This is a genomic window from Mycobacterium colombiense (genome assembly GCF_003284935.1).
In the GTDB taxonomy this organism is placed as follows: Bacteria; Actinomycetota; Actinomycetes; order Mycobacteriales; family Mycobacteriaceae; genus Mycobacterium; species Mycobacterium arosiense_A.
The window spans coordinates 42408-54215 of sequence record NZ_QMEV01000035.1 but is presented as its reverse complement, the minus strand read 5'-3'; the positions used below and the strand labels follow the sequence as shown (position 1 = coordinate 54215).

The window sequence follows — 11808 nt, the reverse complement described above, 5'->3', positions numbered from 1 at the left end:
GATCGATGATTTCGTTGACTGGGCCAACACTCAAGCCGCACGACACAACCTGGCCAGCGAGACAATCCCGCCTGACCCGCACGGCAGAATCGGGCTCAAACGCTTCCGCCGATCCCTCGCCTGGCACATCGCCCGGCGACCAAATGGACACGTCGCACTGGCCATCCAATACGGGCATATGCGTTCGGCCGTCGTCTCGGGACGTTACGCCTCGCGCGGCCGCGACGGTATCCACGACCTGCTCGACATCGAAACCGTACGCGCCGTAGCCGACACCGTCGCCGAACTTCGAGACCACCTCGACGACGGCGGTGGAGTCTCGGGCCCAGCGGCCCGCGACGCCATCAAAATCGCGGCACACGCACCCACATTCAGCGGGACAACGATCACCGCGAAAACCGCTCGCCGGCTCGTCGCCAACCCTGACCTGATGATCTACGACAACCCGCAAGCTTTACTGCTGTGCCGCTACAAGCCAGACCGGGCCCTATGCCAACGCGACGGCATCAAAGATGCCCCCAAGCTGGAAGCTTGTGATCCCCGCTGCGGCAACGTCATACGCACCGATCGGCACGCCGCCCAGCTACGCACCCGCGCCGACCAGCTCGAACAACATGCCGCCCACACGCCTCAACCGATCGGTGAACGGCTACGCCTCAACGCCGCAAAACTTCGGCACTACGCCGACACCCACGACCACACGCGCATCACCACGAGTGAGTAAGACAAACACCACCTGTCCGAGGAGTCAAAGTGAGCGCTGCACTCGATGAACGCGCCCGCATCCGCGCCGCCATGGACCGCATCCTGGCCGGCACACCGCAACGTTCCAACGGTGCGCTGACGATCGTTGCCCTCGCGCAAGAAGCTGACGTGCCCCGCAACGCCCTAACCCAACGCCATACCGACCTGAAAAACCAGTTCTACCAACAGGTACGGGGAAAGGGCGGACCATCAGAACTGGAGACAAGACTTCGTAACACCATTGCAAAGCTTCGCAAGACCATCGTCAACAAGAACGGCGAGCTTAAACAACTCCGAACAGATGTCCCCGCCCTCGTACGCGTCGTCAACCAGCTCACCCTGGAAAACGATCTACTACGCAGCCAGTTAGCCCAATCCGGACGCACGGTCATTGCGTTCCCGAAGACGCAGCCGCCCAGGTAATACGCCCAGAATCGTTGAGCAGTCTGGGGCCGGTTCCCGCCAGCGAGGGTGCGAGCGAGGGCGTTAGTCGGGGAAATCTGGCTCGTCGCCCCAGATCGCCGAGCGGGCGTGCTGTGCGGCCGCCGATCGTATGTGTCGGGCTTGCACGCTCGGGCTGCTTCTGCGCGCGCTGTCGGTGCGCCGGTAGACCACGCGGTCCCCGACGATGGTTCCTGCGTATCTGCCCTCAGGATCGAACACCTTATCGCCGCAGATGTTGCCCACGTACTGCCCCGAACGGGAGTAGACGGCAGAACAGCTGACCTGCAGTGGTCTACCTTCCTTGGTGTACAGCGCGCCCACAGGTTTTACGCTCGCCCGAAGACGATGGCGACGTTGTGTCCGCCGAAGCCGAACGAGTTGTTGATCGCGTAGTCGTAGTCGCCGGGCCGGGGTCTGCCGGCCACGACGTCCAGGTCGATGTCGGGGTCGAGGTTTTCCAGGTTGAGCGTCGGGGGGACGACTTGGTCGCGCAGGGCGAGCACGGTCAGGATGGATTCCACGGCACCGACCGCACCCACCGAGTGCCCGAGCGCGGCCTTGGGGGCGTAGACGGCGGCGTTGCCGCCGTGGGGGCCCAGCGCGTTGTTGATGGCTTTGCCCTCGGCGACGTCGCCGACCGAGGTGCCGGTGGCGTGGGCGTTGACGTGGCCGATGTCGGCGGGGCTCAGGCCGGCGAGTTGGATGGCGCGGCTCATGGCGTGTCCGGCGCGTTCGCCGTTGGGGTCGGGGGCGACCATGTGGTAGCCGTCGGAGGTGATGCTCGCGCCCATGATGCGCGCCAGGATGTTGGCGCCGCGGGCTTTGGCGTGCTCCTCGGTTTCGATGACCAGCAGGGCTCCGGCCTCGCCGAACACGAAGCCGGTGCGGTCGCGGTCAAACGGGCGACACGCGCCGACCGGGTCGTCGTTGTTGGTCGACATCACGATGCGCATCTTGGCGAACGCCGCGATCGGCACCGCCTCGATCTTGACTTCGACGCCACCGCAGATGGCGATGTCGGCCTCGCCGAAGACGATGTTGCGCCAGGCCTGCGCCACCCCTTCGGAACCCGAGGCGCATGCCGAGACGGGGGTGATCACCCCGGCTTTGGCGTGGCGTTCCAGGCCCACCGCCGCGGCGGCACCGTTGGGCATGTATTTCATGACCGCCAGCGGGGAGACGGCCTTCATGCCGCGGGCGCGCATGTCGTCGTAGCTGAACACGAGTTGTTCGGCTGAGCCCAGGCCGGTGCCGATGGACACCATCAGCCGGTTGGGGTCGACTTCGGGGGAGCCGGCGTTCTCCCACACCCGCCGGCCCAAGATCGTCGACATTGTTTGTGTGTAACCCATCCGGCGCAGCTCCACGTTGGTGAGCTGGCTGTCGAATTCCTCCTGTAGGTGCCCGCCGATGCGCACCGGCAGGTCGAACTCCTCGACGAAGGGATCCTCGAGGACCCGGATACCACTTTGGCTGTCCAGCAACAGCTTCCAGGTATTCTCGGCATCAGTGGCCAGCGCGGTCGACATCGCGATGCCGGTGACGACCACATTCGGCAACGTTTCGCCGGTCACCAACCTTGTCATGTTTTCCGACACCCTTCTCTTGCGAAAGCAGGCCTGACCGTATATAGGACATTGTCGTCCGCTATGCCGACCGCCGCGACGAACCCGATGGCGCAGGGCAGTCAGTAAAGCCTTCTTGTCCTTGCTCACCGGAGCGACCCGCCAGAGTCGTGTAGGTCTCTTGCACGAGCTCATCGCGGTCGTCGGTCACGACGCTTTTGAGCACGATGATGTCGACGCCATGGGCTTGGCGCACCGAATCCACGTACACATCGCAGTACAAGCGCATACCGGCCTTGATCGGCTTGAAGTATTTCAACACCTGATCCACCTGGACGATTTGTACCTCCTCGAGCGCGATGTTCGCGTCGTGAAAGAACGCCAGCTGGGCTTTGTAACCGAACATCGAGGTGAACGTCAGTGGCGCAGGCAAGCTGTCATAACCGAGCTGTGCAGCGGCGTCTTCGGTCAAAAAAGTGGCGTTGCGGTTCTTCACGGCTAACGCATACTGGCGGATCTGTTCCCGGTCCACCTCGTAGTAATCCGGATAGCGATAATGCATCCCGACCAGGCGCGACGACAACGACACACTTCCGACTTTACCCAGCCGACCTGCGCACAAACGCCCCAAGATCGAAAGTCTCAGTTGCCGGACGGGCTGATCACGTCGTGAACTATTGTGTCCGCTGCGCTCAGGCGATTGCCTCCCGGCGCGGGGTCAACAGCCTCTCCACCACGTCGGTCAGTTCGACAGCGAGCGGCGCCGGTGCTTGCCATCAACTGGTGGACTGATCAAGCGCAGGTACGGCATTGTCGATACCTTCAAAAGCCGTGTCCGGGGTGTCTTAGGATGCGCCGTCGGTCCACAGCCGTGCGGTGAGGTCATCGAAGGACATCATGGCCAGCGCATCATCGTCGCGCACGAGCGCCGATTTGCTCATCCGGGCGCGCACGGTCGAGCCGTCGGCGTGGAGCAGCTCCACGACGTGGTCGGCATTTTTGCGCACCGCGGTGACCGCCGATCCGTCGACGGGCAACAGAGCAGAAAAGATCTGATCGAAGGTCAGCTTGACGAGTTCTTCGCGCGTATAGCCGAGCATTTGGGCAAACGCGGTATTGACGAAAACGATGCCGCCGTCGCGATCGACGGCGAGCACAGCGCGCGGAAGACGTTCGAGCACCACCACGGCGGGCATCTGGTGCAATACGGCGATCGGCGATTGCGCGTTGTGTTCTGGCCGGCGCCGGTCCACCTGTGGCATCGACGCCGCCACATTCTGCACTGTTGCGCCGGCCGGGCCTTGGTGCGGCTTGGCAGGTCCTAGTCCTAGCAGGTTTCTGGCGTGGCCTTGGTCAGTCATAGCTTCTCTTGGGTTGGGTGAAGATCGTTTCGAGCACTATGCGGCCCTCCCGCGGCAGGCTGGTGTAGGCCATCTCGAAAAACGCCGCGTAGCGCTGTTTGCCGAACGCCGAACGCCGAACGCCTCGAACGCTTCGATGCTCACGATGCGATCCTCGGCTCGTCGAATTGCTCCCAGCAACACAGCAGCACGCGCTGGTGTCGAGGCGGTCTAGCAACTGCTGGGTGTAGGCGTGCTGGTTAAGGCTCAGTGTGAGTCCGATGACGTGGACGTCGTAGCGTTGGATCGCGCGTTTGAGCGTGGAACCCCAGCCACACCCGATGTCGAGCAGCGTCGTCCCCGGCGCGAGATCCAGACTGTCTAACGTGAGGTCGACCTTGGCGATCTGGGCCTGCTCCAACGTCATGTCGTCGCGCTCGAACAACGCGCAACTGTAGGTCCGCGACGGATCGAGAAACGTCGCGAAGAAGTCATTGGACAGGTCGTAATGGGCTTGGACGTCTTCGAAATTCGCCGCAGCCGCGCCGTCGCCGACATGGTCAACACCTCCACAATCCTGCGCGGCACACAGTGGTGCGCCGCCACGTCTTTACCCTTGCCTTCACTATCATCCTCGTCCCAGCGCACCACCGAGCCACTCGTTCGCCTCATCTACTCGTTGAGGGAGGCGTTGTGATGCTGCACGACCCGGGTAGCGATATCGGCCAGCTTGATGTTGGCCTCTTGGGAGATGCGGCGCAGCAGGTCGAAGGCTTGGGCTTCGGCGATGTCGTGATGCGCCATCAGCAAGCCGATGGCCTTGCCGATTTCGCGGTTGCTGGCAAGGCCACGCTGCAGAGTTTGCGCATCCTCGCCGTTGGCGACGGCGTGGGCCGCTACCCCGGCGAAGGCCGCCAGCAGAATCGCGCGTTCTGCCGACACGGTGTCGAAGGCGCGTGGTGTGTCAGAGAACAGATTCAGCGCCCCCATCTTGTGCTGCCCGACCAGCAGCCGAAAGCCCATCACCCCACGCACCGGCGTCTCGGTGATGACCCGCGCCGCTAGGCGGGGCCATTGGCTCCCGGTGAGCAGATCAGGATCGATCTGCGGGGTTTCTTCGGTAATGGCGTCCAGGCACGGCCCCTCGGTGAGAGCCTGTTCGAGTTTGTCGACTGTGCGGGCGATGGAGTCGGTGGCCGCCACGGTCAGCGCGGTGCCGTTATCGCGCAGCATCACGCTGGCGTGGTGGCAGCCGGGCACCATCAGGGTGGCCGCGACGCTGATCGCGGCATAGATCTCGCCCGGTGTTGACCCTTGGTAGACAATGTCTGCTAGGCCGCCGAAGACCTTCGCCGGGTCGGCAAGCGAGGCCGACGACGCGGCGGCGTTGTCCGTAGTGTCGTCGCGGTTAGGCATCATTCACCGCCCCGGGTCGCGCGGATCTGCCGTGTCGGGCAGCGCAAGCCAGTACTTAGCCATTGACATCAGCGCCCGGAAGGTTGGGACCAGTCACCGGGTGCCGGCGGGGGCTGGGGCGGACGCCGCGGGGCGCCGGTTTGGTTCAGCCGGCGAGCGGCGAAATCGGCGCCCTGGTCGATCATGCTGCCGTCATCGGCGTAGGTGTTGTGCGCGGCGAAATTGAGACCGTCAGAACACACCGGATCCTCAGGCACACAGACTTTGATGGTCTTGTCCTGATAGGCCGGGCCGATGACCACCGGCGGCTCATTGAGGAAGTTCATGGCCCGCACATTGGGCATACCAAACAGCACCACCGCCGCGACGTGACTGGCCACGTCGGGTGCCAGCGGTTTAGGCACTGTCGCGGGATCGACCCCGTCCGGCACGGCCGCCGAGGTGACAAAGCCCATCACCGCCGCGCCTTGGGAGTAGCCTCCAAGCACCATCTTGGTGTTCGGGCAGTCGTGAGCGGTGGCCACCACATGGGCGCCGGCGTCACGGATCCCGTCGATGCCGGTGTCCCATTGATCGCTGGCGGGGTAGTTGACCGCATAGACCTCGAAAGACCCCGCGCTCACCCGCGACTGCAGGGCATCGACGAAGGCTTGCCCGGTCGGGCCCACACCCGGCGCCTCGCCGGTCCCGCGCGCAAACACCGCCTGCACGTCAGGGCACCCCTGCGCCACCGCCGAGGCCAGGCCCAGGACCGGCAGCATCCCCGCAGTCAACAACCCACCACCAACAACACCAGCGACCCGATGCACACGCACGTCTCAACCCCCTGTGTCAGTGTCGAGCTTGACTGGGCCGCAGTACATCCGGTGGTCGCATCCACTCCCGAGGCCGTGCTGCTTACCCGCCATTAGAACGCACAGCCGTGCTGCTACAGCCGCGCGTTTACAGCGTAAACACCGGGGCTGATGTTGTAAACACGAGGCTGACGTTGTACACACGCTTACCCGCAGCTATGACAAGGTGGTGTTAGCCGCGGACGACCAATAATTCCAGCCGGTCCAGCAGCGCCTCGAGTCCTTCCTCGAACTCGGCGCTGCTGTGGTCCTGCGACAACATGGGCTGCAGGTGCTGCAGGCACGGATAGCCGCCCAGCTTGCGCGGTGATGGCGCGGCGCCTTCGAGCAGAGGTTCATCAGGATGCAGTTCAGCGCCGCGGGCATGTACTTCCAGCAGCAGTTGGCCCAGCAGGAACGTGGTGTAGCTGCGGTAAGCGGCCACCGCGGCGGTGTCATCAAAGCCCGAGGAGATCAGCGTGTCCAGAAAGGTTTCCATCCAACGCAGGCTGCGCAGCGGCGGGCGCACCCAGGGCGCCTCGGGGGCCTGGGTCGCCAACAGCGGGAAGACCTGCGGATGATCCAGGGCCACCCGGCGCACCCCATGCGCTAGGCGCACCAGGTAGTCCTGCCAGCCGTCCTGCTGGCGGCGGGCCGCTAGCTGGTCGGCGTGCAACCGCTCCACCAGCCGGTCGACAATCCCGGTCAGCAGATCACCGCGACTGTGGACGTGGCGATACAGTGCCATCGCCTCGACACCGCAGGCCGCGCCCAGCCGGCGCATCGTCAGCTGCGCCAAACCCTCGCGGTCAACCAGTGCGATGGCGGTGTCCAGGATCACCTCCCGACTCAACCGAGCGCCGCGGCCAGCGTCGGGCCCGCCTCCGCAAGTTGCCCGCTGACCCTGAGTGTCAACTGGACCACACCGGGATCGGTCAGCGCTGTCGTTCACCGGCTCGCCTCCTACCCGCCTTCCCCTACCGGTGACGTCGCCGTAAGGGAGGCAACTCCGGCCTGCCGAGCGGTCGCAGCTCATTGGACTAGTAGCGGCAGACTCTACCCCGACCGTGGTGCAGCGTCAGTCGATTCTTTGCCGGCTCGTACGCTGCGGTCAGATGGTCGAGGCCAACTCGGGACGGGCGTCGCGGTATCGGTGTCCCACGACCCGCGGCGGGTGCTGTCAGGGATTGTCGTGTTGCCTTTCCAGCTCCCGCAGGCGCTTGGCTTCCCGGGCCAACCACCCCAGGCCGGCGCCGGTGGCCCCCACCGCGATCACCACGGCCAGGATCGCCAAGCCGAGGTGCTGGCGGGCGAAGCTGATCACGCAGAACGCAACAGCTACCACCCCGATGCCGACGAGGAAAACCCCGGGAATTTTGGCGGGATTCTTCAAAGTTTGGCCGACTCGGGGACGGCTGGACCGCTGATGGTCAAGAGGATCACCGAACGTATCGGGCATGGTGTGGCCTTCCCCTTGCCTTTTACCGGGTTTACCCGGGCACAGCGGGCGTAAATCGCAGCCGGAATGCTGAATAGTGGTCGTTGGTGATGCGAGAGTGGTCGTCGATCACTATGTGCACGAACGCAACCCCGATTTTCGGGCGATAGTTCTTGGAGCGAGCGCTGCGTTGACCGGTGCGTTGCGCGGTGTGTATGGCGTTGCGCGCGCCAAGCTGCGATTTTCCGGGCCGATCACCGCCCACCCACACGGCCTTGCCGGTGTCGGTAGGCAGATCGCCCCAGCCCCGGCACGCGACGTTGACAGAGTCCCATCCGTTCACACTGTCCAATCCGCTCACACTGTCGCGACTTCCGCACGGGGCTTCGTGTCGCGCTGGCGCGGCGGCGTCCCACGCGACGTTGCGCCTGCGCGGCAATAATTTCCCGTAAATAGTGCAGAGCCGTCCAGTCAGACCTGCCAGTACGTCGGAGACGCTGCGGTTACATGGCGACGTGGCGGGCACACCACTGCCGTGAAAGCAAGCAATGCCCGCGTGATCGCGATAGGCGGCGTGGTGGTCGCCGCGCTCGCAGCAGCCTGGTTGGTCATACCTGCAGCCCAGCGGCTCGGGACACCGGCCGGCCCCGGGGCAGCGGCGGCCATCCTGGTTATCACGCTGGTGCTGGTCTTGGCGGTTTCTGGCTATCCGGCCTAGCGGGGCGGCCCGCTCGACGGTGATCGCCGTGCTGGCCGCGGTGCTGACGTGTCTGGTGTCCTGGCTGGCCATTGGGGTGGTGTTGGCGAGCGCGTTGAGCGGCACCCTCTCGACGAAAACAGGCCTCACCGTAGAGGTGTTGGTGCTCGGGATCCCGGCGTTGTGCGTGCTGATCGTGGGCTTGTTGGCCCGCCGCGTACTTTCCCAACGCCACCACAACCAATCCCCACAGGACCGACTCAGCACCCGCGCACCGATCATGACCCGCTGATCGCCTGCCCCGGCCGGCCGGTGCTGCAAATGTCAAAACTGCGGTGAAATGCCGTGCATGGCAAAGGTTTTAGGGCTGCGTCTTTCCGACCACAGACCCGAACGTGCTGCATTCAAGCGATACCTTGCAATGCTCACACGAGGAAATGGGGCTCAGGTTATCGCGGTGACTCGCCGTGTGGATGCTGATGGACGGTGGAGTCGAACTCGGCTTTGACGATGTCGTAGCAGTCGCAAGCCTTGTCGTGCAGTCCTTGCCGGTCGATGATGGTGATGACACCGCGGCGGTAGTGGATCAGGCCTGCGGCCTGGATTTTTTGGGCGGTCTCGGACACGGTGGGCCGGTGCACCCCGAGCATCTGGGCCAAAAACTCTTGGGTGATGGTGAATTCGTTGCTGTCACCGACGCGGTCTTGGGTGGTCAGCAGCCAACGCGCCATGCGCATCTCGGCCGGATGACTGCGGTTGCACACCACATTCTGGGAAACCTGCACCATGGTGGCCTGGGTGAAGCGACTCAACAGCGCGTGCAGGGCCCCGTCCCGGGACAGGGCCTGGCGGAAACGCTCGGTGCTCAGATGCGCGGTGTCACCGGGGATTTGGCAAAACGCGGTCTGCGGGCTACTGGATGCCCCCAGATACACGGGAAGTCCCACAAAGCCTTCCTTGCCGATGGTGGCGACCTCGACCGCCATGCCGCGATCGGTTCCCGCCACCAGCGAATACACCGCCGACAACGGAAAATAGACCTCGCTGATCGAGCCGCCGGGCCAATAGGCGGTCTGTTTCATCTGCGCATGCTCAAGCTGCAGGTCGGGACGCAGCTGGGCGTACTCGCTGTCAGGCAGCTGGTTGAGGATGGCGTTGCGCCGAAACGGGTCCTCATTCATCGGTCGATCCCTCGCAGTCGTGCGATCAATACCTGGTATCTCCAAGGTTGGCCGCGGCCGTACCGGTCCTGCGGCCGGCGCCTTCGCAGGAGGGCTACCCGAATCGGGTCGATCGATGTCAGCGACACGACACAATGCGTACCCTCGTGGTTATGTCCGCGACCCGACACACCGATGGCTTTGCGCCGTTCGGGCGGGTGGTACTGGTGGCCTCCCAAGGCGGCATGAAAGCCCTCACCACCGTGGTGGCCGGCCTGCCGGAAAGCTTTCCGCTGCCCGTCGTTTTGGCCCAGCACCGCCGCGCGGTGCCCAACAGGCCCGATGTGCTGGCCGAGGTGGTGTCTCGCCACTGCCACCTGCCGGTGCGCGTCGCGAGCCACGGCGAGGCCAGCAACGCCCCGGGAGTGACCATCGTGCCCGCCGGCACCATCGCCACCATCGACGACTGTGACTTATGGTCGCTGACCACACCAAGCTGCAATGTCGGTATCGGCGATGCCGTATTAATGAGTTCGGCCGCGGCGGCGCGCACCATCGCGGTGATCCTGACCGGCCGGCTGACCGACGGCGCCGCGGGGTGTCGGGTGGTCAAACGCGGCGGCGGACGCGTGCTGGTACAAGATCCCTTCACCGCCGAGGCCTCCAGCATGCCGGCCACCGCGATCGCCACCGGCTGCGCCGATTTCGTCCTGCCACTCAAGCGTCTGGCTACCGCCGTGCTGGCGCTGACCACCGCACCCGGAGCCGCCGAGCTGCTCACCGTCCCGATCCCACCCTGGGCATGTCTGTCCACCTAGCACCCAGCGACGATGAGATGCGCTGCTATGCCCGCTGACACCTACAACAAGCCCGGAAGCGTGACGTGTCAGAACCGGTAGAACGCGACGATGCCCTCGCGCAACTCGATCGCGTGGTGGGCCTCGGTGAGCCCCAGCGAGTAGGGTCATTCCGGTTCGTTTTGGCCGATCAACGCTGGGAATGGTCGGATGCGGTGGCCCGCATGCACGGCTATGAACCCGGGACCATGACCCCCGACACCGACCTGTTGATCAGCCATAAACACCCCGAGGACCGCGAACGCGCCATCGACGGGATCAAACGAGTGCTCGCCGGGGAACCTTTCAGCAGCCGCCACCGCATCATCGACACTAATCGGCACACCCACTGGGTAGTCGTAGTCGGCGACCGCATGCTCGACGACACCGGCGCCGTCATCGGCACCACCGGATTCTTCGTCGACGTCACCGAAACCCTGCAATCCGACATCACCAATGCCGTCACCCACGTCGCCGCCGCACGCGCCGACATCGAACAAGCCAAAGGCGTCCTGATGGTCACTTACGGCATCACCGCACAACGCGCCTTCGACATCCTGGTCTGGCGCTCCCAGCAAACCAACACCAAAGTCCGCCAATTCGCTCAACAATTCCTCGCCGCCATGGCCGGCAGCATGCCGCCAGAAACCCAAACCCAAGTCGACCACATCCTGCTCACCACCGAAATCCCGCCGAAATGAAGCCGACTCGCTCCCGGCCCCCCAAACCGCAACCAGAGGAACCCACACCGCCGATGCCTGCCTCCACTACGGCCGAACAGCTCCGTCGCTGCCTAGATGCCGTCGCCTTCCCCGCCAGCAAGGACGATCTGCTCACCGCCGCTAACCGCCTCGACTGCGACGCCGACACCATCGCCGCACTACAAGCAATTCACCCTCAGACCTACACCAACTCCAGGCAAGTCGCGGCTTCACTCACCCTCCGAGACAACGACACCTCGCAAAACCCCGCTGATCCAGTTCCGGACAACTAACTTTGGAGGCCCTGACCGCTGCGTCGTTGCGACTGCTATTTCGGTCGAGAAAACGCTGCTGTCCAAAGCCTCCTCGCGGCGCTGATCGCGCCAACGCCGGTAGGTGGTGCGGCCGATGGTGGACGGCTTTCTCACGTCGACCGCGCAGACTGGCCGCGCGCTTGAGATGCGGCTCATGCTGCGGCCGCGTCGTGGGCGATGAGCGGGCGCCAACGCGGCGGCCTCAGCGCTGGTGCCGCAACGGGCCACGTAAACCCCCATCGGGACCGGGACGTGTCGGTTTCTCTTCGGCGCCGCGCAGTGAGGTAGACCTGACTGGCGTCGCGGCCGCGGGTCAACGC

The 11808-nt window shown here is 64.5% G+C and carries 16 protein-coding genes and 2 pseudogenes; 7 read left to right on the top strand and 11 right to left on the bottom strand.

Going from position 1 to position 11808, the window contains the following annotated elements:
- Window positions 1–724, top strand: a pseudogene (locus DQP57_RS26880) (integrase); the annotation flags it as partial.
- 29 nt (window positions 725–753) lie between these two features.
- Entirely contained in the window at window positions 754–1167 is a 414-nt protein-coding gene (locus DQP57_RS16295; RefSeq protein WP_240631782.1) for a hypothetical protein, read from the top strand.
- Window positions 1168–1230: 63 nt separating this feature from the next.
- Here the strand turns inward: DQP57_RS16295 and DQP57_RS16290 are convergent, their stop codons facing one another.
- The 10 genes and pseudogenes from DQP57_RS16290 to DQP57_RS27645 form a co-directional block, all read right to left on the bottom strand.
- Entirely contained in the window at window positions 1231–1509 is a 279-nt protein-coding gene (locus tag DQP57_RS16290; protein WP_064892796.1) for a hypothetical protein, read from the bottom strand.
- Between the two features lie 5 nt (window positions 1510–1514).
- On the bottom strand, window positions 1515–2774 hold the full coding sequence (kasB, locus tag DQP57_RS16285) for a 3-oxoacyl-ACP synthase KasB (RefSeq protein WP_064892798.1): 1260 nt from the start codon (window positions 2772–2774) through the stop codon (window positions 1515–1517).
- 61 nt (window positions 2775–2835) lie between these two features.
- Window positions 2836–3342, bottom strand: coding sequence for a (3R)-hydroxyacyl-ACP dehydratase subunit HadA (gene hadA, locus DQP57_RS16280; protein WP_064892800.1), 507 nt, complete (start codon window positions 3340–3342; stop codon window positions 2836–2838).
- Window positions 3343–3598: 256 nt separating this feature from the next.
- Window positions 3599–4006: a PAS domain S-box protein gene (locus DQP57_RS16275; RefSeq protein ID WP_064892802.1), complete on the bottom strand. Its 408-nt coding sequence runs from the start codon at window positions 4004–4006 to the stop codon at window positions 3599–3601.
- Between the two features lie 100 nt (window positions 4007–4106).
- The gene (locus DQP57_RS16270; protein ID WP_081284042.1) at window positions 4107–4685 is read right to left on the bottom strand and encodes a class I SAM-dependent methyltransferase; all 579 of its coding nucleotides are present in this window, start codon (window positions 4683–4685) and stop codon (window positions 4107–4109) included.
- 80 nt (window positions 4686–4765) lie between these two features.
- Window positions 4766–5509 (bottom strand): GAF and ANTAR domain-containing protein, encoded by a 744-nt coding sequence (locus tag DQP57_RS16265; protein WP_064892882.1) that lies wholly within the window; start codon window positions 5507–5509, stop codon window positions 4766–4768.
- Window positions 5510–5577: 68 nt separating this feature from the next.
- Window positions 5578–6270: a cutinase family protein gene (locus DQP57_RS16260; protein WP_064892806.1), complete on the bottom strand. Its 693-nt coding sequence runs from the start codon at window positions 6268–6270 to the stop codon at window positions 5578–5580.
- 265 nt (window positions 6271–6535) lie between these two features.
- Window positions 6536–7195 carry a TetR/AcrR family transcriptional regulator gene (locus DQP57_RS16255; protein WP_112633885.1) on the bottom strand — a complete coding sequence of 220 codons (660 nt, stop codon included), beginning with the start codon at window positions 7193–7195 and terminating at the stop codon, window positions 6536–6538.
- Between the two features lie 327 nt (window positions 7196–7522).
- Entirely contained in the window at window positions 7523–7801 is a 279-nt protein-coding gene (locus DQP57_RS16250; RefSeq protein WP_064892810.1) for a hypothetical protein, read from the bottom strand.
- Window positions 7802–7889: 88 nt separating this feature from the next.
- Window positions 7890–8012, bottom strand: a pseudogene (locus tag DQP57_RS27645) (IS481 family transposase); the annotation flags it as partial.
- Window positions 8013–8315: 303 nt separating this feature from the next.
- On the opposite strand from DQP57_RS27645, the gene DQP57_RS26640 reads away from it, so the two are divergent.
- Together DQP57_RS26640 and DQP57_RS16240 are read left to right on the top strand one after the other, a co-directional pair.
- A complete protein-coding gene (locus tag DQP57_RS26640; RefSeq protein ID WP_133259251.1) occupies window positions 8316–8498 on the top strand; it encodes a hypothetical protein in 183 nt (60 codons plus the stop codon).
- Window positions 8499–8517: 19 nt separating this feature from the next.
- A complete protein-coding gene (locus DQP57_RS16240) occupies window positions 8518–8769 on the top strand; it encodes a hypothetical protein (RefSeq protein WP_064892814.1) in 252 nt (83 codons plus the stop codon).
- 157 nt (window positions 8770–8926) lie between these two features.
- Here DQP57_RS16240 and DQP57_RS27220 read toward each other — a convergent pair whose 3' ends face one another.
- A complete protein-coding gene (locus DQP57_RS27220; protein ID WP_064892816.1) occupies window positions 8927–9658 on the bottom strand; it encodes a Crp/Fnr family transcriptional regulator in 732 nt (243 codons plus the stop codon).
- 152 nt (window positions 9659–9810) lie between these two features.
- Here DQP57_RS27220 and DQP57_RS16230 point away from each other — a divergent pair, with 152 nt between their 5' ends.
- The 3 genes from DQP57_RS16230 (at window position 9811) to DQP57_RS16220 (ending at window position 11467) form a co-directional block, all read left to right on the top strand.
- Window positions 9811–10455, top strand: coding sequence for a chemotaxis protein CheB (locus DQP57_RS16230; protein ID WP_064892818.1), 645 nt, complete (start codon window positions 9811–9813; stop codon window positions 10453–10455).
- 65 nt (window positions 10456–10520) lie between these two features.
- Window positions 10521–11174 carry a PAS and ANTAR domain-containing protein gene (locus DQP57_RS16225; RefSeq protein WP_064892820.1) on the top strand — a complete coding sequence of 218 codons (654 nt, stop codon included), beginning with the start codon at window positions 10521–10523 and terminating at the stop codon, window positions 11172–11174.
- 53 nt (window positions 11175–11227) lie between these two features.
- Window positions 11228–11467 (top strand): DUF2795 domain-containing protein, encoded by a 240-nt coding sequence (locus DQP57_RS16220; protein ID WP_165821824.1) that lies wholly within the window; start codon window positions 11228–11230, stop codon window positions 11465–11467.
- Window positions 11468–11808 lie beyond the last annotated feature (341 nt).